At 41.9% G+C, this 26,114-nt stretch carries 26 protein-coding genes and 1 tRNA gene; 6 read left to right on the top strand and 21 right to left on the bottom strand.

Annotation, left to right across the window (positions count from 1 at the left end; genetic code table 11):
• Positions 1–188: 188 nt before the first annotated feature.
• The 15 genes from MTN97_RS18045 to leuS form a co-directional block, all read right to left on the bottom strand.
• Positions 189–677 carry a helix-turn-helix domain-containing protein gene (locus tag MTN97_RS18045; RefSeq protein WP_248474869.1) on the bottom strand — a complete coding sequence of 163 codons (489 nt, stop codon included), beginning with the start codon at positions 675–677 and terminating at the stop codon, positions 189–191.
• 1 nt (position 678) lies between these two features.
• Positions 679–1,317, bottom strand: coding sequence for a TnsA endonuclease N-terminal domain-containing protein (locus tag MTN97_RS16075; protein WP_248474870.1), 639 nt, complete (start codon positions 1,315–1,317; stop codon positions 679–681).
• A gap of 289 nt (positions 1,318–1,606) precedes the next feature.
• Entirely contained in the window at positions 1,607–2,572 is a 966-nt protein-coding gene (lipA, locus tag MTN97_RS16080; protein ID WP_248474871.1) for a lipoyl synthase, read from the bottom strand.
• Positions 2,569–3,222 carry a lipoyl(octanoyl) transferase LipB gene (gene lipB / locus MTN97_RS16085; RefSeq protein WP_016898951.1) on the bottom strand — a complete coding sequence of 218 codons (654 nt, stop codon included), beginning with the start codon at positions 3,220–3,222 and terminating at the stop codon, positions 2,569–2,571. The genes lipA and lipB overlap by 4 nt, the downstream gene beginning before the upstream one ends.
• A gap of 19 nt (positions 3,223–3,241) precedes the next feature.
• On the bottom strand, positions 3,242–3,520 hold the full coding sequence (gene ybeD, locus MTN97_RS16090; protein WP_016898950.1) for a DUF493 family protein YbeD: 279 nt from the start codon (positions 3,518–3,520) through the stop codon (positions 3,242–3,244).
• Between the two features lie 210 nt (positions 3,521–3,730).
• Positions 3,731–4,891 (bottom strand): serine hydrolase, encoded by a 1,161-nt coding sequence (locus MTN97_RS16095; RefSeq protein WP_036983423.1) that lies wholly within the window; start codon positions 4,889–4,891, stop codon positions 3,731–3,733.
• A 53-nt stretch (positions 4,892–4,944) separates the two neighbouring features.
• Positions 4,945–5,706 carry a septal ring lytic transglycosylase RlpA family protein gene (locus MTN97_RS16100; RefSeq protein ID WP_028834084.1) on the bottom strand — a complete coding sequence of 254 codons (762 nt, stop codon included), beginning with the start codon at positions 5,704–5,706 and terminating at the stop codon, positions 4,945–4,947.
• Positions 5,706–6,812, bottom strand: coding sequence for a rod shape-determining protein RodA (gene rodA, locus MTN97_RS16105; protein ID WP_036982047.1), 1,107 nt, complete (start codon positions 6,810–6,812; stop codon positions 5,706–5,708). Before rodA ends, MTN97_RS16100 begins: the two co-directional genes overlap by 1 nt.
• Positions 6,809–8,689 carry a penicillin-binding protein 2 gene (gene mrdA, locus MTN97_RS16110; protein ID WP_248474872.1) on the bottom strand — a complete coding sequence of 627 codons (1,881 nt, stop codon included), beginning with the start codon at positions 8,687–8,689 and terminating at the stop codon, positions 6,809–6,811. Before mrdA ends, rodA begins: the two co-directional genes overlap by 4 nt.
• 9 nt (positions 8,690–8,698) lie before the next feature.
• Positions 8,699–9,169, bottom strand: coding sequence for a 23S rRNA (pseudouridine(1915)-N(3))-methyltransferase RlmH (gene rlmH, locus MTN97_RS16115; protein WP_008109455.1), 471 nt, complete (start codon positions 9,167–9,169; stop codon positions 8,699–8,701).
• A 37-nt stretch (positions 9,170–9,206) separates the two neighbouring features.
• Positions 9,207–9,524, bottom strand: coding sequence for a ribosome silencing factor (gene rsfS, locus MTN97_RS16120; protein WP_013465348.1), 318 nt, complete (start codon positions 9,522–9,524; stop codon positions 9,207–9,209).
• A gap of 62 nt (positions 9,525–9,586) precedes the next feature.
• On the bottom strand, positions 9,587–10,216 hold the full coding sequence (gene nadD / locus MTN97_RS16125) for a nicotinate-nucleotide adenylyltransferase (RefSeq protein ID WP_036982050.1): 630 nt from the start codon (positions 10,214–10,216) through the stop codon (positions 9,587–9,589).
• Positions 10,217–10,226: 10 nt separating this feature from the next.
• On the bottom strand, positions 10,227–11,267 hold the full coding sequence (holA, locus tag MTN97_RS16130; protein WP_248474873.1) for a DNA polymerase III subunit delta: 1,041 nt from the start codon (positions 11,265–11,267) through the stop codon (positions 10,227–10,229).
• Positions 11,267–11,758: an LPS assembly lipoprotein LptE gene (lptE, locus tag MTN97_RS16135; RefSeq protein WP_248474874.1), complete on the bottom strand. Its 492-nt coding sequence runs from the start codon at positions 11,756–11,758 to the stop codon at positions 11,267–11,269. The genes holA and lptE overlap by 1 nt, the downstream gene beginning before the upstream one ends.
• A 1-nt stretch (position 11,759) precedes the next feature.
• On the bottom strand, positions 11,760–14,348 hold the full coding sequence (leuS, locus tag MTN97_RS16140) for a leucine--tRNA ligase (protein ID WP_024601592.1): 2,589 nt from the start codon (positions 14,346–14,348) through the stop codon (positions 11,760–11,762).
• Positions 14,349–14,969: 621 nt separating this feature from the next.
• Here leuS and MTN97_RS16145 point away from each other — a divergent pair.
• The 5 genes from MTN97_RS16145 (at position 14,970) to MTN97_RS16165 (ending at position 19,027) form a co-directional block, all read left to right on the top strand.
• Positions 14,970–15,428, top strand: coding sequence for a zinc ribbon-containing protein (locus MTN97_RS16145; protein ID WP_138627455.1), 459 nt, complete (start codon positions 14,970–14,972; stop codon positions 15,426–15,428).
• 76 nt (positions 15,429–15,504) lie between these two features.
• Positions 15,505–17,934 (top strand): Lon protease family protein, encoded by a 2,430-nt coding sequence (locus tag MTN97_RS16150; RefSeq protein WP_248474875.1) that lies wholly within the window; start codon positions 15,505–15,507, stop codon positions 17,932–17,934.
• Entirely contained in the window at positions 17,931–18,407 is a 477-nt protein-coding gene (locus tag MTN97_RS16155; protein WP_248474876.1) for an FKBP-type peptidyl-prolyl cis-trans isomerase, read from the top strand. The genes MTN97_RS16150 and MTN97_RS16155 overlap by 4 nt, the downstream gene beginning before the upstream one ends.
• A 140-nt stretch (positions 18,408–18,547) precedes the next feature.
• On the top strand, positions 18,548–18,811 hold the full coding sequence (locus MTN97_RS16160; RefSeq protein ID WP_248474877.1) for a hypothetical protein: 264 nt from the start codon (positions 18,548–18,550) through the stop codon (positions 18,809–18,811).
• Between the two features lie 60 nt (positions 18,812–18,871).
• Positions 18,872–19,027, top strand: coding sequence for a hypothetical protein (locus tag MTN97_RS16165; protein WP_248474878.1), 156 nt, complete (start codon positions 18,872–18,874; stop codon positions 19,025–19,027).
• Here the strand turns inward: MTN97_RS16165 and lnt are convergent.
• The 5 genes from lnt to miaB are packed head-to-tail and all read right to left on the bottom strand — an operon-like array spanning position 19,017 to position 24,476.
• Entirely contained in the window at positions 19,017–20,567 is a 1,551-nt protein-coding gene (gene lnt, locus MTN97_RS16170) for an apolipoprotein N-acyltransferase (protein ID WP_248474879.1), read from the bottom strand. The genes MTN97_RS16165 and lnt overlap by 11 nt on opposite strands.
• Positions 20,548–21,432, bottom strand: a complete 885-nt coding sequence (gene corC / locus MTN97_RS16175; protein WP_036982057.1) for a CNNM family magnesium/cobalt transport protein CorC — start codon at positions 21,430–21,432, stop codon at positions 20,548–20,550. The genes lnt and corC overlap by 20 nt, the downstream gene beginning before the upstream one ends.
• Positions 21,433–21,454: 22 nt before the next feature.
• Positions 21,455–21,913, bottom strand: a complete 459-nt coding sequence (ybeY, locus tag MTN97_RS16180) for an rRNA maturation RNase YbeY (protein ID WP_008115159.1) — start codon at positions 21,911–21,913, stop codon at positions 21,455–21,457.
• Between the two features lie 4 nt (positions 21,914–21,917).
• Positions 21,918–22,976 (bottom strand): PhoH family protein, encoded by a 1,059-nt coding sequence (locus MTN97_RS16185; protein WP_069439957.1) that lies wholly within the window; start codon positions 22,974–22,976, stop codon positions 21,918–21,920.
• Between the two features lie 54 nt (positions 22,977–23,030).
• Positions 23,031–24,476, bottom strand: a complete 1,446-nt coding sequence (miaB, locus tag MTN97_RS16190; protein WP_069439958.1) for a tRNA (N6-isopentenyl adenosine(37)-C2)-methylthiotransferase MiaB — start codon at positions 24,474–24,476, stop codon at positions 23,031–23,033.
• 256 nt (positions 24,477–24,732) lie between these two features.
• Here miaB and MTN97_RS16195 point away from each other — a divergent pair, with 256 nt between their 5' ends.
• Positions 24,733–25,914, top strand: a complete 1,182-nt coding sequence (locus MTN97_RS16195) for an FAD-dependent oxidoreductase (RefSeq protein ID WP_248474880.1) — start codon at positions 24,733–24,735, stop codon at positions 25,912–25,914.
• 124 nt (positions 25,915–26,038) lie between these two features.
• Here the strand turns inward: MTN97_RS16195 and MTN97_RS16200 are convergent.
• Positions 26,039–26,113 (bottom strand) — tRNA-Gln (locus MTN97_RS16200).
• Position 26,114: the final 1 nt, after the last annotated feature.

The following is a 26,114-nucleotide window of genomic DNA, read 5'->3' on the forward strand; positions in this document are numbered from 1 at the left end:
ATTGTATGGTAAACAAAAAAGTAACCAAATATTAAAGTGCGTTAAATAAACAATATACCGCCGCCTACTCAAGTATACTTTTTTGAGACAAGGTGTTGATAAAAGCTGATGAAATAACATGATATTCAATAAATAGAAAGTTTATCAACCTGACCTTCCCCAGAACCTCTTTTCTCTCAGGGGCATTACTAAATTTTCTTCTGTTTGGTGAGGTATTCTGTTGCGATTGCTTCTTTAATTATCTCTTCAACTATTTGGTCGCCTTTAATCGCTCCTTTATCACTTCTCGTCTTTGGTAACAACGAGGTAAGTAACCCTGAACCTTCATATGAGCGAAGCCATAAGTACACCGTATTCACATGTAAGTCATGCGCTTGAGCTCTTTCAATAACTTGGTCTCTCGTACGCCCACCTTTATTAACTAAAGGCTTGATGACCTCGTATCTTTTATTGGCAGTTTCCCAAGCTTCTTCTGAAATAAGCATGAGCTCTTCGTCGCATTTGCGAGGTTCGAATTCAAGAGGGGGCAACAATGATTCTGCTTTAGTTTCTAACGTTTCACCTGTTGACTCATCCACTAATATCACTTTAGACAGATTAAACACTTCAGCAATACGGTAGTTTTTACCTTCCCTTGAGACCTTTTTCCCTGGCTCTAACACTAACGACTTATTCACATCAACAGCTCCATATTTCTCGTGTCATGGTGATCTTTTGGTTGAGATTCATGCCAATTTGGCCCGTTCCAATCAGATACCACAATGTTGGCAACAGTCTGGCTTGATTCCACGGATCAGAGTATATCTTTTCAAGTAATCCTGTTGGTGTTGCGCGCCCAAGCTTTTTTAAATTTCCAACTAGCAACGCCATATCTGCTTCTTCACTAGCACCTTGCCTTATAAAAGGAAGAAGAAACTTAACTGACTCCAGATAGGGTGTTCTAATTTCCTTTTCAGTGACGATTTTAAACCTCCACTGATTTTCCTTTGCATATTTGATAGCCATCCGGAACTTCGGCTGTAGCTTGTCCCAATTTACCTTGAGATCACTTCGATACTTTACTTCATATAAAGTGGGTTTTTCACCTTGCCTGAAAGCTACTACATCAGGCGTATAACTACGTCGCTTGTCTTCTTTATTTAGCCAAGTAATTTTAACTGGCTGAACTTCAAATCGGCTTACGTGCTTGTCGAATTCAAGTAGACTTATAAAGTCTCGCTCCAGTGTTGACTCAAACATTGCTTGCCCATCAGCTTTACTGTGCGCTGCAATTCCTGTCACATTTCGATAGTTTTTTGGAATGGTTCTTACGGGCATAAATACCTAATATATTTGATATACAAAGACTATTTAAAAAACCATCGCAAACATCCAGTACAATATAAAGATGTAAATTAGGTTTTAAACAGACTCAACTATGTTAATAGTAGCCTATAGCGATGTAATTTCGACTCTAAATTGAGGTTTCAGTACAAAAAAGCGATGGAACTCACAGTAATTATCTCAAGTAACCCCGCTTTAGCCTAACTTTATTTTACATTTGCTGAAAATAACGCCCAAAAACAAAAAAAGCTGCTCGTTGGCAGCTTTTTGTTTATCAGCAGGCTTATTTTACTTCTTTACCCGCTGCTTGTTGATCTGCGTGATAGCTTGAGCGTACAAACGGGCCAGAAGCCGCGTGTGTAAAGCCAATTTCATCAGCATACTCTTTTAGTGCATCAAACTCAGCAGGCGGCACGTAGCGTTTTACTGGTAAGTGATGCTTAGAAGGTTGTAGGTATTGGCCTACGGTTAGCATATCAACGTGATGCTCACGTAAATCACGCAGTACTTCTTCAATTTCGCTAATTTCTTCACCTAAACCAACCATTAACCCCGATTTAGTTTTAACCTCAGGGTGTGCTTCTTTAAAGCGGCGTAATAATTCAAGCGACCACTTGTAATCAGCACCAGGACGCGCCAATTTGTACAAACGTGGTGCAGTTTCTAGGTTGTGGTTAAATACATCTGGCGGCGTTTCAATTAATATTTCCAACGCTCTGTCCATACGACCACGAAAATCAGGGACTAATATCTCAATGGTGATTTCTGGATTGTGCTTGCGAATTTCACGGATACAATCGGCAAAGTGCTGAGCGCCACCGTCACGTAAATCATCACGGTCTACCGAAGTGATCACTACGTAGCTTAGCTTCATGTCTTTAATGGTCAGTGCAAGCTTTTCAGGCTCTGCTGCATCGGGCTTTAATGGACGGCCATGTGCTACATCACAGAATGGGCAACGACGTGTACAAATAGCCCCTAAAATCATAAAGGTCGCCGTACCGTGGTTAAAACATTCTGATAAGTTAGGGCACGAGGCTTCTTCACATACAGAGTGAAGGCCATGCTTACGCATTGCTTGTTTTATGCCGTCAATCCGCTCGGTTGACTTAGGTAAGCGGATTTTAAGCCACTCTGGCTTACGGAGCATTTCGGTTTTTTCTGTTGGTAAAACTTTAACGGGGATCAACGCCATTTTTTCTGCGTCGCGTAGTTTTACACCTGGTTCCATTTTGACTGGTTTATTCATTCGTTTTCAAACCCTTCAGTATGCTTAACCTGTGTTGCATTAAGCTTTTTGATCATGTGTTTTACCAGCCCTTGACCTGCAGCTTCAAGGTTTTGAGGGCCATTTAATTCTTTAGTTTGCACCATATTCATGCCCGCATAACCACAAGGGTTAATGCGTAAAAATGGACTTAGGTCCATGTTAACATTTAATGCTAAGCCATGAAATGAGCAGCCACGACGAACTCTTAGGCCTAAAGAGGCAATTTTGCTGTCGTTCACGTAAACACCGGGTGCATCGGCTTTTGCGTATGCATCAATACCGTACTCAGCAAGGGATTCAATAATACATTCCTCAAGCCATGTTACTAGCTCTCGTACGCCAATCTTTAAACGACGTAAGTTAAATAATACATACATCATTTGCTGACCTGGGCCGTGGTAAGTTACTTGTCCGCCACGATCCACTTTAATCACTTCAATATCACCTGGGGCGAGCAAGTGCTCATCTTTACCGGCTTGGCCTTGGGTAAATACACTTTCGTGCTCTACCAGCCAAATTTCATCTGGGGTATTTTCATCACGGGTGTCGGTAAAGTCTTGCATTTTTTGCCAAATCGGCATGTAACGCTGACGACCCAGTTGGCGTACGATTAGGGTGTTTTCGCTCACAACAACTCTCAACTATGGATTAAAGCATATGGCGTACGTCATCGATGTTGCTGATCACGTTGTAAATTTCTTCAATGTGTTTGCCGCTTGTTACAGTAGCTACTAGCGTTACAGACTCGTAATTACCTTTACTGCTTGGTTTTACTTTTGGCGCATAATCACCTGGAGCAATAGGTTGTAATTTAGCTAAAATTTGATCAGTTAAGTTTACATTAGCTAGACCCATAATTTTAAATGTAAATGGGCAAGGGTACTCTAAGTACTCATCAAATTTAGTGTCTTTAACAGGTTCAACCACGACGGGAACTCCTCAAACAAAAAGTGTTGGCTTTGCTAAAACGCGAAGCTTAAAACTGACAGGCTAATGGCAATCTTGAAATGATGCTATTGTTGACCCAAGCCAATGATAGTCATTCAATACGATTGGTATATATGGGGCGCATTCTAGCACTTTTCAAGCAAAAAAAAACGCCTCACAGTGGAGGCGTTCATATTACTTTACTCGCAATTACATAATCTGTAAGCGTAAGTAGTCATATATTTTACTAAAGAAGCTACCTTCTTGTATTTCTTCAAGTGTAACTAGCGGATATTGTGCAATATCTTCGCCTTCAAGCTGTAAAAATAAAGTACCTACTTTAGTGCCTTTGGCTAAAGGTGCCTCAAGGGTATCGTCTAGCTCAAAGTTTGCTTTAAGGTTTTTATGCTGACCACGAGGAATAGTAATAGGTGTATCTTCTAAAATTCCTAAAGAAACATTCTCTTTATTACCCATCCAAACACGTTGCTCAGCAAAGCTATCGCCGGCTTTATACGGGGTAATTGTTTCAAAAAAGCGAAAACCGTAGTTAAGTAGTTTTTTGCTTTCTACTTTACGCGCGCGCTCACTTGAGGTGCCCATTACAACGGCAATTAAACGCATGTCGTTTTTTGTTGCAGAGGTGACTAAGCTGTAACCGGCATCAGATGTGTGACCTGTTTTAATACCATCTACATCTAGGCTTTCATCCCACAACAAAGAGTTGCGGTTATATTGCTTTATGCCATTGAAGGTAAAAGACTTTTGTTTATATAGAGCGTATTCATCAGGCACATCTCTGATAAGTGCAGCCCCTAATGTTGCCATGTCGCGTGGCGTTGTATAATGCGCATCAGTATCAAGGCCATGGCTATTAACAAAATGCGTATTAGTCATGCCTATTTTTTCGGCGTGAGCATTCATTAAATCTGCAAACGCGCTTTCGCTGCCAGCAATATGCTCTGCCATAGCAACACATGCATCATTTCCTGATTGAATAATAATGCCATGGTTAAGATCATCGACACTAATTTGTTTACCGACTTCAATAAACATTTTTGATGATTCAGGGAAGTTTTTTGCCCACGCTTTTTCACTAACAGTAACCATATCGGTGGGCGCAATATTACCAGCATTAATTTCGGTACCAATTACATAACTGGTCATCATTTTAGTTAAGCTGGCCGGTGCGAGTTTGGTATCAGCCTCGCCTTGTGCAATGACTTTACCTGTGGTGAAGTCCACCAAAAAGTAACCTTTTGCATTAACTTGAGGAGGCGCTGGAATAATTTGAGCGGTGGCTGAAAATACGGCGGCAGAACAGACTAAGCCGCAAACACCAGTAAGAATTTTATGTTTAATAGATTTCATCATACTCATTAATGGTTAAAGTTAAAAATATGCGTATTCCCATTCTAAAGGGCTTACTGAGTGTAAAGCAAGAACGCGTTTTGAAATTGATTTTGTTTTAATGTTTCTAGTACTTGTTGCGCATGTTGGGCATCTTTTATTGGCCCTAAGTGCAATCTATAAATAGCGTCTTTTTCAACGATATTTGTCGGTAACTTATACTGTTCTCGCAGTGTACTTGCTAACGCTTCTATGTTGGCTAAGGTACTGCCCGCGGCAACTTGAACATAGGTTTTTCGTGCATGGGTATCGGCTAGAGTAATGGCTTCTAGCTTAACCTCTGCTGTACCATACTTATGGTATCCAAGTTTGTATGCAGCGGCATAAGAAAGGTCAATAATTCTATTATCATGAAAGGGGCCACGGTCATTAACACGAACAATAATTGATTTGCCATTAGCCGTATTTGTTACCCGCACAAAACTAGGTAAAGGCAACGTTTTATGAGCTGCGGTCATCGCGAACATGTCGTAAATTTCGCCATTAGAGGTGTGATACCCATGAAATTTACGCCCATACCACGAAGCAATGCCCGTTTCTGAATAGCCGGTTTCATCGAGCATCGGGGTATAGCGTTTGCCAAGCACTTCGTAGGGGCGCGTGGTACTCGCACTTTTAATAACTTGAGTAACAATGGCATCTTGCATTTCTAATTCGGTCGGTGCACGAAGCGGCGCCGCATCATGGCGCATGCTGTAACGACTATTTGAACTGCTGCATGCACTTAAAAAGAGGCTAACGAGAATAATAATTATAAGTTGTTTGTAAAGGCGCATTATTTTAAGAGCATCCTTTTATCTGTGGCAATCGACATAATAATGCCAAATGCAGCCATCAGGGTCACCATTGAGGTACCGCCATAACTAATTAATGGTAACGGTACACCTACAACAGGTAGCAAACCCGATACCATGCCAATATTTACAAAAATATAAACAAAAAATGTGAGCGTGAGTGAGCCGGCTAATAGTTTACCAAACGCATCTTGTGCGTTAACCGCAATATACAGTCCACGGCCAATAATAAATAAATATAAACTAAGTAAAACACACACACCAAATAAGCCAAACTCTTCACTCAGTACTGAAAAAATAAAATCGGTATGTCGCTCAGGTAAAAATTCTAGTTGCGATTGCGTGCCTTGCAGCCAGCCTTTACCTTCGATACCGCCTGAACCAATGGCAATTTTTGATTGAATAATATGATAGCCAGAACCCAGCGGATCGCTCTCAGGGTCTAAAAAGGTCAGTACCCTTTGCTTTTGATAATCGTGCATACCGTAGTGCCAAAATGGCCATGCTGCCAAAGCAACAACCGAGCTTAAAAAGCCGATTAAACGCCAACTCAAGCCAGATAAAAACAATACAAACACACCGGAGCTGGCAATCAAAATTGAGGTGCCTAAATCGGGCTGTTCCTTAATAAGTAAGGTGGGTAACATAACAATGGCAAAGCCAATAATTAAATGAAGTGGACGCGGTGGTAAGTGGTTACGACCAATGTACCAAGCCACCATCATAGGAACCGCTAATTTCATCAGCTCTGAGGGTTGAAAGCGGGTAATGCCTAAATCTAACCAGCGTTGAGCGCCTTTAGAGCTTACACCAAATAGTAGTACTCCAACTAGCATGAGTAATCCTAGGCAATACATGGGAATTACTAAGCGTTTTAACGTAGCGGGGGGGATTTGCGCTAAAAAAAACATTCCAATAATTGCACCTGCCATGCGGGTTACATGGCGGATCATCATAGCCGAGTCTTGCCCTGAGGCGCTGTATACAATGGTGATACTACCGGCCATCATCAGCAATAACGCAATTAAAAGTGGCAAGTCGATATGCAGGCGAAGCCAAATAGAACGCTTATTATGTAAAGCCGTCATGGTACTTGACTCCCTGAGGATTGAATTGGGTTAGCTGCAAAATAATAATCCATTAATTGACGGGCAATCGGCGCACCTACTGAGCTTCCCCCACCGGTATTTTCTACCACAATAGAGACTACTATTTGTGGGTTGTTGTAGGGGGCAAAACCGACGTAAATGGCGTTATCACGTTGGCGCTCTTTAAGTGCATCGGCGTCGTAACGCTCGCCCTGAGCAATACTCACCACTTGGGCAGTACCGGTTTTACCTGCTGGATCGTAGGTAGCGCCTTTAAACGCACGATGGGCAGTTCCGGTGGTTTTTTTAACCGTGTTATGCATAGCATCAATAGCAATGCGCCAGTTATCTTCGTTATTAAGAACAACAGGTGGCTTTTCTTCATTATTGAGCTGAGTAATTTGATCTTCTTTTTTAGCAACTTGCACTAAATGAGGAGGGTGATTTATCCCTCTGTTAACTAAAATATTAGTGGCATTCGCTATTTGAATGGGGGTGGCAGTCCAATAACCTTGGCCAATTCCTACAGAAATAGTATCGCCACGCCACCAAGACTCTTTAAAACGGGCTTCTTTCCACTCTTTTGAGGGTAAAATAGCGGTTGTTTCTTCATGAATATCAATACCGGATAATTCACCAAAGCCAAAGCGAGCCATAAAGTTACTTATTTTGGTGATCCCCATTCGATAGGCTGCATCGTAAAAGTAGGTATCGCATGACTCTTCTATTGCTTTGTAAACATCAACATGGCCATGGCCCCAACGTCTCCAATCTCGCCATCTATGCTCTACGTTTGGTATTTGAAAAAAACCTGGATCCCACATGCTGGTGGTTTCTTGCACTATGTTTTCTTCTAATGCCAAAATAGCCATGTGCGGCTTAATAGTTGATGCGGGTGCATAGCGTCCTTGAGTGGTACGGTTGATCAGTGGACGATCAGGGTTGAGTAAGGCTTTGTAATCTTTACTGCTAATACCGTGCACAAATAAGTTGGGGTCATAACTAGGGTTTGAATAAAGCGCTAAAACGCCGCCATCTTTTGCATCCATTACCACAATAGCGCCGCGCATATCTTTAAGTGCATGTTGGGCTATTTGTTGTAAACCAATGTCGAGAGTAAGTACTAAGTCGTCACCCGGCTGCGGTGGATCGATGTTTAAGGTGCGAATAATACGGCCACGGTTGTTTACTTCAACTCGCTGTGAGCCGACCTGACCATGTAGTAACGGCTCGTAATATTTTTCGATACCCAGCTTGCCAATATCATGCGTGGCTCGGTAGTTTGTGGCTTCATCTTGTTGCTCAAGTTTGTTTAGCTCTTTTCTATTAAGCTTTGCAACGTAGCCTAATGCATGGGTTAAAGTATCGCCAAAGGGATAATATCTCGCTAGGCGCGCTTCAATGCTAAACCCTGGAAATTTATGTTGATTTACTGAAAACATCGCAACTTCGTTTTCATTTAAACGGGCTTTGAGGACTTGACTTTTAAAACGTCGAGTATGTTTTATATCATCAATAAAATCAGCTTGTTGTTGCTCGGTTATTTCAATGATTTTGCTGATAGACTCCAAAGAGGCGGTTAAATCATCAACTTCTTCAGGGATCACTTCAAGGTTATAAACGGGCTTATTTTCTGCCAGTAAAACACCGTTGCGGTCGTAAATAAGTCCGCGATTAGGTGCAATAGGGATTACTTTTATGCGGTTGTCGTTAGAGCGAGTTTGGTAATCTTGGTGGTCGTCAACTTGAATGGTGTACAAGTTAGACAATAATATGGCTACTAAGGCTAAGATAAAAATAAAACCCACGAATGCACGCCGAGCAAATAAATTAGCTTCTGCTGAGTGGTCGCGAATAGTGGGTCTTCGTTTTAGCATGGCAAGAAACTACTCGCGATGATAAGGGTGGTTGTTATTTAAGCTCCAGCCTCTGTAAAGGCTTTCAGCAACAATAATGCGTACTAAAGGGTGTGGGAGCGTTAAATTTGATAACGACCATTTTTGCTCAGAGGCCGCAATACACTCGGGAGCTAAGCCTTCTGGTCCGCCAATCAGTAAACTGACATCGCGACCATCAAGTTGCCACTTTTCCATGTTTTTCGCTAGCTGGTGAGTATCCAGTGCTTTACCGGTTACTTCCAGTGTGACAATACGGTTGCCTTTAGGTATAGCGGCTAAGGTTTTTTCACCTTCGGTGTGTAAAATACGCTTTATATCTGCGTTTTTGCCACGTTTACCTGCAGGTATTTCGATTAGTTCCAGTGCCATATCTTTGGGAAAGCGGCGCTGATATTCTGCAAAGCCTGTTTCTACCCATGCTGGCATTTTTGTACCAACAGCAATCATTTGTATTTTCACGACGTTACTTCCAAGCGTTGTCTAAAATAGGGAGCTATTAGCCCCAAAGCTTTTCTAGATCGTAATAGCTACGTGCTTGATCTTGCATAACGTGAACAATCACATCACCTAAATCAACGAGTGCCCATTCGCCATCGCTTTGGCCTTCATACCCTAATGGCTCTTCACCAGCGTGGCGAGCTTCTTTTGCTAAGTTATCAGCAATTGACAATACATGACGTCTTGATGTGCCTGAACATACAATCATGTAATCGGTTACGTCTGAGCTGCCAGTTACGTCAAGTTGAATCACATCACGTGCTTTCATATCGTCAATTTTGTCTAGTGCAAAAGCGAGTAGTTGTTTCGAATCCAAGGTTTTGTCTCAATTTAAAATTTAATAGCGGCTATTTTAACACGCTGAGGGGTTTATACCAATCACTCTTGATAAAGCTGATGCTGCTTAATATAGTGACTCACGGCGTCGGGTAATAGTTCACTCTTTTTAGTTCTTTTTTTAAGGGCTTGACGGATTTCGCTGGATGCAGCGTCCAGCTGTTCTCCCTCTAAAAAGTAAAGGTGTCCGGCATTTGTTTTGTTGAGCAGAAAAATATCGTTGGTCACAGCCTGCTGTTTGTAGTTTTTAAGTTCCCCTTGTACATCACAGCTTTGGCCAGGGCGTTGATACACCACCAGATGACAAAGGCGAGTTATTGTTTGCCATTGATACCATTTATCGAAATTGTTGAATGAGTCCATGCCGATTAAAAATAAAATAGGGGTATCGGGGTTTTCTGCTCTTAGCTCTTGCAAACTTAATAAAGAATACGACGGGCCGCTGCGTTGCAGTTCTCGTAAATCAAGTTTGAACGGCGCATAAGGTGTAATTGCGGCTTTAAGCATTGCTATACGATGCTCGGTGCTGATCCCCGGTGCCGCTTTGTGTGCGGGTATTGCACAGGGCATAAAATAGAGTGAGTGTAATTTAAAGGTCGCAACGCATTGCTGCGCCATATTAAGGTGTCCCAAATGAACGGGATCAAAAGTACCACCAAAAATTGCAATCATGTATTTCCCTTTACTGACGGTTAGTATGGCAGGGAAGTGGAATATCGAGCGGTTGGCAGAACTTAATGCAAATATGCGCCAATGCTTGATAAGGGGCAATCAATGCGCCTTGCTTGTAACTTGCATCAAACAATGCCAGTTCACTGCTAATATTCTCTAGGGTATGAATGTTTAGCCTGTTAATGGCTGTTTGTACTGGCGCTTGTTGATTTTTCCAAATCGCTTTTTGTTTAAATAAGGTTGCTAATGACTCACCTTGCAATAATCCCTGCTGCACACTCAATAATGTATTTAGGTCTTTATTGATAGCCCATAAGATACTCACAACCTCAGTGTTATCACTGGCAAGTTTGTTAAGTACTTTTATAGCTTGAGCGGTGTGGCCGTTTAAAAGCGCATCGCTTAAATCAAAAATATCAAACTTGGCTTGGTTTAGCAGTCCTTGCATCACCAGTTGTTGCGTGATCAGAGCATTACCGTGTATTAACGCTAGTTTTTCGAGTTCTTGATAGCACGCAAGTAGGTTGCCTTCAGTGGCATTAATTAAACTGAGTTTAGCCTCATTTTGAATATTTAGTGACAAACGTTGGCACTGCTCATCAAGCCAACGCTTTAAGTGATTTCCGCTAAGCGGGTAGCAGGGGACAAATAACCCATGCTTATCAAGTGCTTTAAACCACGCACCGCGCTGAACATCTTGACTGGCCTTGGCGCCTTTTACGATTAAGATCGTATCAGGGTTTTCAAGCTCTACTATTTTTTTAAAGGTGTTTGCGCCGGGAGTCCCCGGTTTTTGCTGGTTTAAATCTAGCTCAATAATCGTACGCGCACTAAACAACGACATACTTTGGTATTGCGCGATTATTTCCTGCCAATCAAAGCCCTGAGCTAAAGTGAATTTAATTACTTCATCAAATCCTTGTGCCTTTGCCGTGTCGCGAATGAGCTGTACACATTGCGCTTCTTGAAAAGGCTCTTCGCCAAAAACCAAATAAAAAGGTTTTAAGCCTTTTTTTAATTCACTCGATAGCTGATTTGCATAACAACGCATTATAGTTGCGACAACTCTCTAACAATACGACGACTCGCTTGTTGGCGAATTTCGCTAATTAGCAGCTCAAGCTCTTTTGCTTTTGCTAGTGCGTTATCTGGATCGTCTTGGTAGTTACGGTATAACTCAAAGCGTTTTTCGATGGCTTTTTGTTTCGGGCGTTTTACTACATAACTTACGCTGTATGCCAGTTCGTACTCAGCTACTTGTCCGTTTTGGAACAACGATAAGGTTTGACGCTCTAGTTGTTCTTTAAATAAATAAAGCTGCGCTGATTGTTTACTTGCAGGCACTAAAGTGACGTCGCTCATAATCAGTTCGCTTTGTAAATAGCTAAATAAAGCAGATTTTTGATCATCCCCCACAAGCGTTAGCTGTTTTAAATCATTGGGTAGGCTAGACGCTTTTTTAAGATGAAAGCCACAGCTCGATAACAAAAAGCAGACTAGCACTAAGGCTAGTCCGTTTTTAATGGCGTTTAAAGCAGCCATATTAGTTAGCTACCACGTTAAGTAATTTACCTGGTACATAAATAACTTTTCGTATCGTTGCACCATCAGTAAATTTAGTCACGTTAGACTCGGCAAATGCCAAAGCTTCTACTTGCTCTTGCGTAGCATCAGCTGCCACTGTTAGTTTTGCACGCAGCTTACCGTTTACTTGTACGATGATTAGTTTTTCATCTTCAACAAGAGCAGATTCGTCAACTTTTGGCCATGCCGCATCTAAAATATCACCTTCTTTACCTAGGTCTTGCCATAATTGATGCGATAAATGCGGTGTAATAGGTGCCAGCATAATTATTAATGCTTCCAGTGCCTCGTTAGCAATGGCAACATCTTGTGTGTCACTTAATGGCGCTTTTAATAGCTTGTTAGAAAGCTCCATAATTGCGGCAATAGCGGTGTTAAAGGTTTGACGACGCTCTACATCATCGCTCACTTTTGCGATTGCTTTGTGTAGCTCACGACGTAGTACTTTTTGCGGGTTAGTAAGCGCCGATTTATCAAGTGCTTGGTAACCTACTGTTTTAACGTCTACTGCGTATTTCCAGACACGTTTTAAGAAACGATGTGCGCCTTCAACGCCTGAATCTGACCATTCAAGCGTTTGCTCTGGTGGTGCTGTAAACATCATAAATAAACGCACTGTATCTGCACCGTATTGGGCAATAACTTCTTGTGGGTCTATACCGTTGTTTTTCGACTTAGACATTTTGCTCATGCCAGATGAGAACACCGGTTCACCATCTTTTTTATGCCATGCTTTAGTTACGCGACCTTTGTCGTCGGTTTCTGTGTTTACATCACTTGGCGAAATCCAAATGTCGCCACCTTTTTCATCTTTACGATAAAATGTTTCAGCAAGTACCATACCTTGACAAAGTAAGCGGTCGAATGGTTCATCTGAATTAACTAAACCAAAGTCACGTAATAATTTGTGGAAAAAGCGCGAATATAATAAGTGCAATATGGCGTGCTCAATACCACCAATATATTGGTTTACTGGTAACCAGTAGTTAGCGGCTGCTGGGTCTAACATGCCTTCGTCATGGCGTGGGCTACAGTAGCGAGCGTAATACCATGATGATTCCATAAAGGTGTCAAAAGTATCTGTTTCGTGAGTAGCAGGTACACCGTTTACAGTTGTTTTAGCCCAATTCGGATCGGCTTTAATTGGCGATGTAACACCATTCATTACCACATCTTCTGGTAAACGCACAGGGAGCATATCTTCAGTAGCAGCAAGCTCGTTACCGTTTTCATCGCTCAGCATTGGGATTGGAGAGCCCCAGTAACGCTGGCGACTTACGCCCCAATCGCGAAGACGGAAGTTTACTTTACGCTCACCTACACCTAATGCTTCTAGTTTGTCGGCAACAGCGTTAAAGGCGTTTTCAAAATCAAGGCCATCAAATTCACCTGAGTTAACCAGTACGCCTTTTTCGGTGAATGCTTCTTTGCTAAGGTTTACCTCAAGCTCTGAACCTTCAGCAGGGGCAATAACTTGTTTAATATCGAGGCCGTATGCGGTGGCAAATTCAAAGTCACGTTGGTCGTGCGCTGGTACTGCCATTACCGCGCCTGAGCCGTAATGCATCAATACAAAGTTTGCAACCCAAATAGGCACTTGCTCGCCCGTTAATGGATGAGTGGCGTAAAAGCCTGTTGCAATGCCTTTTTTCTCCATGGTTGCCATATCCGCTTCGGCAACTTTAGTGTTTTTACACTCTTCAACAAACATCGCAATCGCGTCGTTGTTTTTAGCCGCTTCTTGTGCGATTGGGTGGCCACCGGCCACAGCTAGGTATGTCACGCCCATAAACGTATCTGGACGAGTGGTGTATACACTAAACTTTTCGTTATTGTCGGTGCGCGTAAACTCGATATCTAACCCTTCAGAGCGACCAATCCAGTTGCGCTGCATGGTTTTAACCTGCTCAGGCCAATCTTCTAGTTTGTCTAAGTCGTCTAATAGCTCTTGAGCATAGTCGGTAATTTTTATAAACCACTGTGGAATTTCTTTTTGTTCCACGACCGCACCTGAACGCCAACCACGACCATCAATTACTTGTTCGTTAGCTAATACTGTTTGATCCACAGGATCCCAGTTAACCGTTGACATTTTTTTGTACACTAGGCCTTTTTCGTAAAGCTTAGTGAAGAACCATTGTTCCCATTTATAATATTCTGGGTGGCACGTCGCAATTTCGCGATCCCAGTCGTAGCCAAACCCTAATTGCTTAAGCTGGTTACGCATGTAGTCAATATTTTCGTAAGTCCATTTTGCTGGGGCTGTTTTATTTTTAATAGCCGCGTTTTCTGCAGGTAAACCAAACGCATCCCAACCCATAGGTTGCATTACGTTTTTGCCTTGCAAGCGCTGAAAGCGAGAAACCACGTCACCAATGGTGTAGTTACGCACATGACCCATATGCAGTCGACCACTTGGGTAAGGAAACATTGAGAGGCAGTAGTACTTTTCTTTGCTCTCGTCTTCTGTGACTTTAAATACTTGGTTTTCTTCCCAGTAGCGTTGGACTTTTGACTCTATGTCTTGTGGGTTATATTGCTCTTGCATTTACGTTTCCAAACTTCTTGCATACTAATAAAAAATTGTCGATAGGATACCCCAAATAAAGGGTTATTCACAGCGCCAAAGCGGCGCTTTTTACAAATTTGCCGCTAAATTAGTTTTCAGTGCAGGTTAACCTATACTTATCTACGTTAGGAGTCAGTTTTAACTTAGCGTTTGTTAATCTTTTTAGTTGAGTTTACACGCAAGTATTTGAGGTTTAAGCTAGGGTCTGTTGATCTTTGTGGATTACAATTTGTTCAAACTAGGGGCGATTTAATCGCGACGCGAGGTTTGTAACCTAGTGGGCTAAGTAAAAACCGAGCAAAGCTTCCGCGTCCTGCTCACGCCCCTTACCTACATCCATGTAGGCAACAAAGAGTAAATCACCCCTAGGCAGAACCCTTCGGGCAGCGCCTGTTTGGCATTGATGCTGCGTTATCGCCTATTTATGGGGAATAACCACACCACATAGGCTCTGCCTTGCCTAAATACCAAACAGACTGCTGCAAATTTAACCTTAAAAGGTCAACAGACCCTAAACAAAGCCTGTATGGTGTTGTTTTTATCAACAGCTAATAGCGCCGTATAAATATCAGTCCCCTCACAATTTTGAAGGAGTATAAAATGGCAGATTACAGAGCATGGCTTAGTGATTTAACCGATTGGTTAAAAGATGTGAAAGAGCATGAGGTTAAAGCTGCAGTAAAGCGATTTATTGAATCTGAGCAGGCACTTAAAGATTTAGGTGAAGAAAAATATCAGCTTTATCGTAATTACTTAATGCGCGATATCTCTCATCTACAAGAAAATAACAGCTACTATAATTCGCTTGCATGGCAGGAGCTTAAAGAGTCATTGTGGTTTGAACTTTCTCATATTGAAGACAAAACACAGCTTGAATGGCAGTCATTAAGTGAAGATTTTAAGCATAATGGTGTTTATCACGCAGGTGAATGGATAGCCATGGGCACATTAGTATGTAAGAATTGCAACCATAGTTACGATGTTTACCATGCAACGCAAATTATTCCTTGTACGCAGTGTGATGGCATCTATTTTAGCCGCCAGGCTTTACAACCCTAAATATAAGTATTGAGTGGCTGTAGGCCACTCAATATGCCCAAATCTAGCAATTAAGCTGGTAAAAAAAGAAGTTAGAATGACGAAAAAACTGCTGCCACTACCTGTATCAAATCTTGCACCGAGTATTTCTTCGAGCCATGTAAGCACTTGCATGAGCAATCCATACCCTGAGCAACTTACCTTTATAGGCCAACAACGTGCGCAAAGTGCGTTGGACTTTTCTTTAGGAATGGACCTACCCGGTTATAATGTTTACGTAATGGGAGAGGCGGCACACGGGCGTTTTACCTTAGTAAAAGACAAATTAAAACAACACGCTAAAGAGCGCACAACACCGCATGAATGGTTATATGTTAATAACTACGACGATCACCGTGAGCCTATTGCCTTATTTATGCATGCAGGGCAAAGCAAACAATTAGCCGATGATATTGACTCGTTTATTGATGAAGTACTCGACACCTTTCCTGCTGCATTTGATAACCCAGCCTATCAGCGTAAGAAAAAATCGATAGACCGTGAGTTTAACGATGCTTACGATGGCGCTATTACCGCAGTAGAAATAGCTGCGCTTGAGCAAAGTGTGGCACTAATTGAAGAAAAAGGCGTAGTCGGCTTTGCACCGCTGATTGATGGTAAACAACTTACCGATAATGAGTTTTCTGATCTTGAAGATGACTTACGCGAGATGTTTTTTGAGCGTATAGAAAAATTAGAAGATGCCCTCATTGAGGCGCTTATTGAGTTACCGCGCTGGAAACGTGAATCCAAAGAAAAGCTTCGCAACCTTAAAAAGTCTACCGCTGAGCAAGCTACTAAACCGTTATTAAAAGATTTAGAACATAAATATGCCAGCCATATTGGTGTACTGCGTTATTTAAAAGATATACGTGTAGAAATTATTGATGCCGTGCTCGAATGGCTTGATGATGAAGGTGAAAGCGAAGAAAACAAAGAAGACTTTGATCGTAAAGGCATGCTTACCGACTTTTTTGCGCCTAATATTTTGGTCGAATATAAAGAAGGCGATGCGGCACCGGTTGTTTACGAGCCAAACCCAACGTTTGGTAATATTTTTGGCAAAATTGAATACGCCACATCGCAAGGGTCGTTAATTACCAGCTATCGATCAATTCAACCAGGTGCATTGCACCGCGCGAATGGCGGCTATTTAATTATGGATGCTGAAAAAGTAATGGCTCAACCCCAAGTGTGGGATGGACTAAAACTGTCGTTAAAAACGCATCAAATTAAAAATGACTTACCTTATCAAGACAGTGTAGTTGGCAGTAGCTTTACGCTTCGCCCGCAGTTAATACCGCTTGATGTGAAAATTATTTTGCTTGGCTCACGTGAGCTTTATTACACCATCGGTGAATACGACGAAGAATTTGCCGAGTTATTTAGAGTACTTGCCGATTTTGATTATTACTTACCAAGTAGCGATAAGCTGCAGTATCAGTTTATTACTAAAGTCAGTGATTACTGCGAGCAAACATTAAAGTGCATGTTAAACGAATCAGCAATGGTGCGATTGCTTAAGTTTAGTTATCGCCAAGCTGAGCACCATAATAAACTCTCAGCCCGTTTCGCTGATGTATTAGAGCTGGTGGCTGAGGCTAGTTTTTACGCTAAACAAGACAAGCTAACGGTGATTGATGCACGCCATATTGACGAAGCGATTGAAGGCAAACAATATCGTACGGGGCAAATTAGTGAAAATATGCTCAGCGATATAAAAGAAGGGCACACCTTAATTGCGACCGACGGGCAAGCCGTAGGTAAAGTAAATGGTTTAACTGTACTGCACATTGGTGACACCTCATTTGGCACACCTGCACGTATTACTGCTACCGTTTATGCGGGCGCCGACGGCGTAATTGATGTGGAACGCGAAGCTGAGCTGGGTAAAGCAATTCACTCAAAAGGGGTAATGCTGCTCACTGGTTATTTAGGTAACAAATACGCGCAATACTTTAGCTTAACACTCAGTGCGAATATCGCTATTGAACAAAGTTATGGCTACATAGATGGTGATAGCGCCTCTCTTGCTGAACTTTGTGCGCTAATTTCCGCCATTACGAGCTTACCTATCAGTCAGTCTATTGCTCTAACCGGTTCAATTAACCAACATGGTGATGTACAGGCCATTGGTGGTGTAAACGAGAAAATAGAAGGTTTCTTTAAGCTATGTAAAATGCGCGGCTTAACGGGTGAGCAAGGCGTTATTATTCCAAAATCAAACCAAGTTAACTTAGTACTTGATGATGAAATACTCAATGCGGTTGAACTGGGTAAATTTAATATTTTCGCCGTTGAAACCGTTGACCAAGCGCTAAACTTACTAATGGACATTGACGCGGGTGACATGGTTGATGAACACTACCCAGATGATTCGGTTAATGGCATTGCATTAGCGCGATTAAAAGACATTGCCGATATTGTTAATGGCGATAACAGTGACGAAAAAGACCACGACTCAGAAGATGAAAAAGGGGAGTTATGATCAATATAATTTTACTGATTGTTATTGCAATTTTTTGTGTTTTAATTTTTAAAAACAGTAAAAAAGCTAAGCAGCAAGCAATCGCTAACGCACAAATTGAAAGTGATTATTTAATTGCTAATGCAAAAACTGAAGGCGTAAATGAAACCGCATCTGGCTTGCAATATAAAATAATCCATAAAGGACAGAGCGAAAATACACCTAGCCCAACAAGTCTGGTGAAAGTGCATTATCATGGCACTTTAATCGACGGCACTGTATTTGACAGCTCAGTAGAGCGTAAAACTCCGATTAGCTTTGGCTTGCACCAAGTGATAAAAGGCTGGACTGAGGGTCTGCAACTGATGAGCCCGGGCGATAAATTTCAGTTTTATATACCACACCAGCTTGCCTATGGTGAAAAGCGGGTAGGGAGTATACCTCCTGCGTCATTGCTTATTTTTGAGGTGGAATTACTGGCTATTGAGTCGTAATTTTAAGGTAAAAAATACTTTAAGCCCTGCTTTAATCAAGTAGGGCTTTTTTATTTGCTCTTATCAGTCAATCCTACTCAAGAGTTTAAAATATCAGCCGGTACCTAAAATAGTTACAAATTTATTTTAGGGATAAAATAATGAAGATTTCAACCGCCTCAATTCAATATCAAGCATCTAATTATAACAATCAGGCTTTAGTAGAAACAGAGCGGCAACCTACAGGTGACGAATCACAAGAAGAACTTGACTATGTTTTATCAGAGTTTTTAGACGCAAAGGTTCAAAAATACAGCGAAGATAGCGCAACATTTGCTGAGCAATATCAAAATTTAGAAAAGGCATATAAGCAAGTGGTTGCATTACAAGAGCATGTAAATAAGCTTAAGCAGAGCACTGTATAACGTAGTTTAACCATAAATAATAGCCAATATGGGCCAGCTGAAGACGACAATCGTTTGACTATGGATGCTGAGCATATCGGGGCTAAAAAATATAAAATCGAGCAACAACAAGAAGAGATAAATAGATTGCAGCCGCAACTTAGTGAGGTGAAGTCTCCGCAGGCAGCAATAAAACAACAAATTATTGAGCTAGTAACCAACGAATTTACTTCTTAAATCTAACCCCAAATCCAATCATACCCAATAACAATATAAACCCCCATACAAACCCATTGCCGTATTGGCTATACACGCTATCCCCTTGTATGAGCTTTATATTGGCTTTAAGTGTGGTAGCTTCAAACTGTGGCATAGTTTGACGTGTTTGGCTTATGGGGTCGTATACACCACTTATGCCGTTGTTGGTAACACGCACTAATGGACGCTGTAGTTCTAGGGCGCGCATGCGGGCAATTTGCATATGCTGGTGGGGGCCGATTGAATCACCAAACCAAGCATCATTACTCACCGTAAATAATATGTCTGAGTCGCTTTTGTAGTTACCACGCACTAAATCAGCAAAGACTATTTCGTAGCAAATAGCGGGCAGCAGGTTAAAGCCATTCGCACGTAAATTATCTTGTACTTTATCTCCGCGAGAGAACGATGACATAGGCAAATCAAATAACGGAGCTATGGGGCGTAGTATGTCTTCAAAGGGAACAAACTCTCCAATAGGCAATAACTGATGCTTTTGATAGCGGTTACTGTCTAAGTAACGGTAGTGGCCATGTTCATCATTTTGCTCTTTGTTACCGACCACAATCAGCGTATTGAAAATGGTTTTTGTATCGCGTTGGTAATCGACAATACCCGTTACTAGCGCGGTTTTATTAAATGAGGCGGCACTGTCTAAGCCTGCTAAATATGAATCAGCGAGGGCTTCTATTTCAGGCACTGCAGCTTCAGGCCACACAATTAAATCAGCATCCCAGTGACGGCGCGTCATATCTTGATACTTACTCATGGTGGTCCAAAACTCACTGGGGTCAAAGCGCAAGTGTTGTTTTATATTACCTTGTACAAGCAGCACAGAAAGGTCTTTATTGGAGTAATGGGGTGCCTTTGTAAAATGTGCACCTGCAAAAGCTAAAACAACCACAGCAGCGGTAACAACAGGCATTTTAAATTGTTTTTGCGTTAAGCTGTACAATGCAAAACCAATGGCAATACATAATAGCGTGAGTCCAAATTCACCAATAAAAGGAGCAAGGGCATTCAGTGGGCTATCTGTTTGTGTATAGCCAAAGCTTAACCAAGGAAAACCGGTTAATAGCTTGGCTCGCAAATACTCACTAATCGCAAAACAAGGGAGCAGTAGCGCTGCAAAACTTATAGAGCCGTTTGAAAAACGAGTGGTTCCCCACAGTGCCAACGCAGGAAATAATGAAAGGTAGCTGCACAGTAATACCATTAACGAAATGGAAGCGATAAGTGGCATACCACCAAAGGTGGCGATAGAAACATGTACCCAACTTATACCTGCACCAAACCAGCCTAGGCCAAATATAAAGCCATATTTAGCCGCGGTTTTAGCGTGTTTTTTTCCAGTGAGGTTTGCAGGGATACAATAAAATAATGCGACCAAGCTAAAAAATACAATTGGCCAAATACCAAAAGGCGCGTAGCTAAAAGTCAAAACAAGGCCCGCAACCAGTGCGAGCCATGCTTTTTTATCTTTTGCTAGTAGGGTGAGACTAGTTAGCAGTTTCTTCACTGTCGTTATCATCAGCCTTAGGAATGGTGACTTGCAGTTGTAATATACGACGGTTATCAGAATTAGTTACTTTAAACTGAAACCCGTCTATATCAATAGTTTCGCCACGACTCGGCATATGGCCAAAGGCATGTAATACGATACCACCAATAGTATCGGCGTCTTGCGAGCTGTAACCTGATTTAAAATGCTCATTAAAGTCATCTACAGGGGTCAGTGCCTGCACAACGTAAACATGTTTAGCTAGTTGACGAATATCTTGTTGTTCTTCTTCTTCATCGTGCTCATCTTCGATTTCGCCAACAATGATCTCAAGAATATCTTCAATAGTGACCAAACCAGATACGCCGCCGTATTCGTCTATCACGATTGCCATATGGTAGCGTTGCTGACGAAACTCGTTAAGCAGAGTATCAACCCGTTTACTTTCAGGCACCACCATAGCAGGACGTAAATAGTCACGTAGCGATGGTAAATGCTCATCTTTGTTTAAAATGAGAGGTAATAAGTCTTTTGCGAGTAAAATCCCTTCTACATGGTCTTTATCTTCACACACAACCGGAAAACGAGAGTGGGTAGAGTCAACCATCATAGGTATATGCTCTTCAAGCGGGCTATCAATTTCCAAGGTGACCATTTGTGAGCGCGGTATCATAATATCTCGCACTTTAAGCTCAGACACACCAAGCACACCTTCAATCATTTCTTTGGTTTCAGGATCGATTACATCCCGCTCTTGGGCATCGGCAATCACCTCAACCAGCTCTTCTCTATTCTGGGGTTCCCCTTGCAACATGTGGGTTATACGGCCCAGCCAAGTCCTGCCAGAAGAACCCTGGCTAGATTGCGAGTTATCGTCGCTCATTACGTCTAATTGCTCCGTTTATTTAAATATCGTCCCGGTATGGGTCTGCTATGTTTAGTTCAGCAAGTAATTGCTTTTCTATACTTTCCATCTCTAACGCATCTTCACTCTTTATATGGTCAAATCCAAGTAAATGCAAGCATCCATGAATAACCATATGGGCAAAGTGGTCATGAAATGACTTTTCTTGCTCTTGGGCCTCAGCCAAAACGATGGCTGGACAAATAATTAAGTCACCCACAAGTGGGATATCAATACCCGGTGGCGCTTCAAATTCAAACGATAATACGTTGGTAGGCTTATTTTTACCGCGGTAGTCATTATTGAGCTGTTGTGACTGTGCTTCATCGCTAATGACAATGGTCAGCTCAGACTCATCGCGGTATTGGCTAAGTACTTTATCGGCCCACATTGCAAACTGCTCAAGGCTGGGTAAGTTGTCAAACTCACACGCTATTTGTAAATCAAGTTCTGTTTTCACTGTATTACTCTTTAGTCGCAGGTTGCTCATGAGAGGCAAGCGCTTCTTTAGCTTGTTGTTTTTCTAATCGCTTAAGGCGCTCACGTTCGTCGTTGCGCTCATAGGCTTCAACAATACGTGCTACCACAGGGTGGCGTACTACATCATGCGATTTAAAAAAGTTAAAGCTAATTTCATCAACGCCATCTAACACATCAATAGCATGACGAAGGCCAGAGCGCGCGCCACGAGGTAAATCAACTTGGGTTATGTCGCCGGTGATCACCGCTTTAGAATTAAAGCCAATACGGGTTAAGAACATTTTCATTTGCTCTGTGGTGGTATTTTGGCTTTCATCTAAAATAATAAACGCATCATTAAGTGTGCGTCCGCGCATATAAGCCAGTGGAGCAATTTCGATGATGTTTTTTTCAATCAGCTTTTCAACACGCTCAAAGCCAAGCATTTCAAATAAGGCATCGTAAAGTGGGCGTAAGTAAGGGTCTATTTTTTGGCTTAAATCACCGGGTAAAAAGCCAAGTTTTTCACCCGCTTCAACCGCAGGGCGAGTGAGCAATATACGACGTATTTCTTGGCGCTCTAGTGCATCAACTGCCGCCGCAACGGCAAGATAGGTTTTACCTGTACCCGCAGGGCCAATACCAAAGGTAATGTCGTGGTGCAAAATATTAGCAACATATGAGCCTTGGTTATCGTTACGCGGTTTAATCACGCCACGACGGGTTTTAATCATCATTTCTTTGCCGTAGGCGCTACTTGAGGTGTCTTGCTCAAGCGCTTTAGACTCAGTGATGGCTAAATGGACGTTGTCAGGCTCAATTTCGCCAATTTCCCCACGTACAGGCTGAGTATCAATATAAAGGTTTTTTAAGATCTCTACCGCGCCGGCGCTACTGTGTAGTTTACCGGTTACTTTAAAAAAGTTATCACGATGAATAATTTCAACACCTAGACGGCGTTCAATTTGTTTGATGTTTTCGTCAAACGGGCCACATAATGAAGAAAGGCGTTTGTTGTCGGCAGGTTCTAAATAAATCTCTAATGTTTTTAACTGATTACTCAAAATTACTTCCTATTACAGTGCGCCAGCGTTAACTGGCGCAATGAATTTTTGCAACTAAGGTACGAAAGTAGCAACGCCAATTTCGTTAGCTGTCTCGGTTTTTTGCTCGCTCGCTGCTTTGGTTAAAATAGCAGAAGGGGCAATTTCGCGGCGTAAGTTCATTTCTGATTCTGTACGAATTAAATCGCCACGTAAAGAGTTTGGTAGTGCCTCGGTAATACGTACATCAACAAACTGACCGATCACTGTGTGTGGGCCAACAAAGTTAACTACACGGTTGTTTTCAGTTCGGCCACGTAGTTCCATCGGGTTCTTCTTAGAAGGACCTTCAACTAAAATACGTTGTTCGGTATCAAACATTTGGCGGCTAATTTGCTGTGCCATTTGTGTAATACGGTTTTGTAATAAGTACAGGCGCTCTTTTTTCTCTTGCTCGGTTACGTCATCTGGCAAATCGGCCGCTGGCGTACCTGGGCGTGCACTGTAAATAAAGCTAAAGCTCATATCAAAACCAATATCGTTGATAAGGTTCATGGTCGCTTCAAAATCGGCCTTGCTTTCACCTGGGAAACCTATGATGAAATCTGACGACATACTTAAGTTAGGGCGAATTTTACGTAGCTTACGAATAGTTGATTTGTACTCAAGTGCAGTATGGCCGCGTTTCATTAAGTTTAAAACACGATCTGAGCCACTTTGTACTGGAAGGTGTAAGTGATCAACCAGCTCAGGCACATCGGCATAAGCGTCAATAATGTCAGGCGTAAACTCAACGGGGTGTGAAGTGGTGTAACGAATACGGTCAATCCCGTCAATTGCGGCTACTAAACGGATAAGGTCTGAGAAATAGCAAATTTCACCATCGTGTGTATCACCACGGTACGCATTTACGTTTTGACCTAGTAAGTTAACTTCACGTACGCCTTGCTCAGCTAACTGTGCAACCTCTAATAACACGTCATCAACAGGGCGACTTACTTCTTCACCACGGGTGTAAGGTACAACACAGAAAGTACAGTATTTAGAACACCCTTCCATAATTGATACAAACGCAGTAGGACCTTCCGCTTTTGGCTCAGGAAGACGGTCAAATTTTTCAATCTCTGGGAATGAAATATCAACCACTGATGACCCTTTGTTACCTTGCACTTGTTTGATCATTTCAGGTAAACGGTGCAATGTTTGTGGGCCAAAAATAACATCGACAAACGGCGCGCGTTGACGAATTGAATCGCCTTCTTGCGATGCTACACAGCCGCCAACACCAATAATCAGGTCTGGTTTGTCATCTTTTAATAACTTCCAACGACCTAGTTGGTGAAATACTTTTTCTTGCGCTTTTTCACGAATTGAACAGGTGTTAAGTAATATAACATCAGCATCAGCAGCTTCTTCAGTTAGCTGATAGCCGTTGGTCGCATCTAGAAGATCAGCCATTTTCTGAGAGTCGTATTCGTTCATCTGACAACCCCAGGTTTTAATATGCAGCTTTTTGCTCATTGAAATATAGCCTCGTGTTCAATTCGATAGTGGCACAAACATGTGCTAGAAACAGATATAAGTGGCGCAATTATTAAATTTTGCTCGACTTAAAGGACGCGTATTTTAGCTGGATACACGCTCAAAACCAAGTATAGATTTCATGTTTGTGATCTGAAATCAATATAGTATGGGTTTAATAAGAGAATTAAGCGAAGCGCTCACACAGAGCAAACTAATTACGATACAATCAAAGTAGAGTTAAGTCAGAAGTAAAATGATGAAAAACATGGCTAAAAGTAATGTAATTGTAGTAGGGGGCGGCATGGTTGGTGCCGCTATAGCTATTAAATTAGCGCAACAAGGCAAAGCTGTACGTGTTATTGAAAAACACCCAATAGATGCATCACTAGTGCTTAGCAGTGATGCAGTTGATATACGAGTATCAGCTATTAACCGCTTTTCGGAAAAACTGCTTGATCAGCTCGGTGCTATGCCATTGCTGCGCGAAAATAGACTCGCTCCCTATGAGCAATTAGAAGCTTTTGAGCGTGGTAACGATCATTTATTATTTGATTGCCATGCCATCAATACCACGCATTTAGGTCATTTAATCGAGAATAAGTTAATTCAAGCAAGCTTATGGCAGCAATTTGGGCAGCATAATATTGAAATGATTAATCCTGCATCGGCTTTAACTGCAATAGAGCAAAACCCCGATAGCATTACCTTACACTATAACAAACAAAGCTATACTGCTGATTTAGTGATTGCAGCCGATGGTGGGCAATCACAATTACGTAGCAAAGCCAATATTGGTATAACTGGGTGGCAATATCAGCAGCATTGTATGGGCGTGCTAATAAAGCTCGATGCACCGCAACAAGTTAAAACATGGCAGCAGTTTACACCTACAGGGCCCGTTGCGTTTTTACCTATGCAAGCACCTTATGCAAATTTAATTTGGTATGACGATGCAAATACCCTCAAAGCATTTAAAGCCCTACAACCTAGCGCATTAAAAGCTCATATTATTGAAAAGTTTCCAAAGCTCGCTGGTGATTTTGAAGTACAAAGCCATGCTATATTTCCTCTAGCAAGGCAGCATGCCAATAATTATTCACAAGGGCGACTTGTTTTAGTGGGTGATGCGGCGCACACCATTAATCCTCTGGCAGGACAGGGCGTTAATTTAGGCTTTCAAGATGTGGCTGCCTTAGCTGAAGTGTTGCGTACAGCTGATGATGTAGGTTGCCCGCTAATGCTTAAAGAGTACGAACGTAGTCGTCGTAACGCTAATTTATTAATGATGAGTATGATGGATGCTTGCTACTTTGGTTTCTCAAACCAAATAGCCCCATTAAAATGGGCGCGCAGCACATTTTTAAAGTTAGCTAATAATACAGGGCCGGTAAAAAACTGGGTATTAAAATACGCAATAAGTGGTGAGCTTAGTTAGTTGGTGAAAAGGCTCAAATTTGGGTCTTTTTTTATATCTGAAAAAATGTGGTATTGGATTATAAAAGTAAAAATATTAGTGGTTTTGAAGCTAGTGTGGGGGGCAATCAAAGAAACATGCAAATTGGCTGGGATACCAGGATTTGAACCTGGGAATGCCAGGATCAAAACCTGGTGCCTTACCGCTTGGCGATATCCCAA

It is taken from the genome of Pseudoalteromonas sp. 2CM36K, from assembly GCF_023161865.1.
Lineage (GTDB): Bacteria > Pseudomonadota > Gammaproteobacteria > Enterobacterales > Alteromonadaceae > Pseudoalteromonas > Pseudoalteromonas tetraodonis.

Bases quoted from the DNA above. Each gene is read 5' to 3' on its own strand.
- MTN97_RS16075 (WP_248474870.1), bottom strand. From the start codon at position 1,317: ATGCCCGTAAGAACCATTCCAAAAAACTATCGAAATGTGACAGGAATT.
- lipA (WP_248474871.1), bottom strand. From the start codon at position 2,572: ATGAATAAACCAGTCAAAATGGAACCAGGTGTAAAACTACGCGACGCA.
- MTN97_RS16095 (WP_036983423.1), bottom strand. From the start codon at position 4,891: ATGAAATCTATTAAACATAAAATTCTTACTGGTGTTTGCGGCTTAGTC.
- MTN97_RS16100 (WP_028834084.1), bottom strand. From the start codon at position 5,706: ATGCGCCTTTACAAACAACTTATAATTATTATTCTCGTTAGCCTCTTT.
- rodA (WP_036982047.1), bottom strand. From the start codon at position 6,812: ATGACGGCTTTACATAATAAGCGTTCTATTTGGCTTCGCCTGCATATC.
- mrdA (WP_248474872.1), bottom strand. From the start codon at position 8,689: ATGCTAAAACGAAGACCCACTATTCGCGACCACTCAGCAGAAGCTAAT.
- nadD (WP_036982050.1), bottom strand. From the start codon at position 10,216: ATGATTGCAATTTTTGGTGGTACTTTTGATCCCGTTCATTTGGGACAC.
- holA (WP_248474873.1), bottom strand. From the start codon at position 11,267: ATGCGTTGTTATGCAAATCAGCTATCGAGTGAATTAAAAAAAGGCTTA.
- lptE (WP_248474874.1), bottom strand. From the start codon at position 11,758: ATGGCTGCTTTAAACGCCATTAAAAACGGACTAGCCTTAGTGCTAGTC.
- leuS (WP_024601592.1), bottom strand. From the start codon at position 14,348: ATGCAAGAGCAATATAACCCACAAGACATAGAGTCAAAAGTCCAACGC.
- MTN97_RS16145 (WP_138627455.1), top strand. From the start codon at position 14,970: ATGGCAGATTACAGAGCATGGCTTAGTGATTTAACCGATTGGTTAAAA.
- MTN97_RS16150 (WP_248474875.1), top strand. From the start codon at position 15,505: ATGACGAAAAAACTGCTGCCACTACCTGTATCAAATCTTGCACCGAGT.
- MTN97_RS16155 (WP_248474876.1), top strand. From the start codon at position 17,931: ATGATCAATATAATTTTACTGATTGTTATTGCAATTTTTTGTGTTTTA.
- MTN97_RS16160 (WP_248474877.1), top strand. From the start codon at position 18,548: ATGAAGATTTCAACCGCCTCAATTCAATATCAAGCATCTAATTATAAC.
- MTN97_RS16165 (WP_248474878.1), top strand. From the start codon at position 18,872: ATGGATGCTGAGCATATCGGGGCTAAAAAATATAAAATCGAGCAACAA.
- corC (WP_036982057.1), bottom strand. From the start codon at position 21,432: ATGAGCGACGATAACTCGCAATCTAGCCAGGGTTCTTCTGGCAGGACT.
- miaB (WP_069439958.1), bottom strand. From the start codon at position 24,476: ATGAGCAAAAAGCTGCATATTAAAACCTGGGGTTGTCAGATGAACGAA.
- MTN97_RS16195 (WP_248474880.1), top strand. From the start codon at position 24,733: ATGATGAAAAACATGGCTAAAAGTAATGTAATTGTAGTAGGGGGCGGC.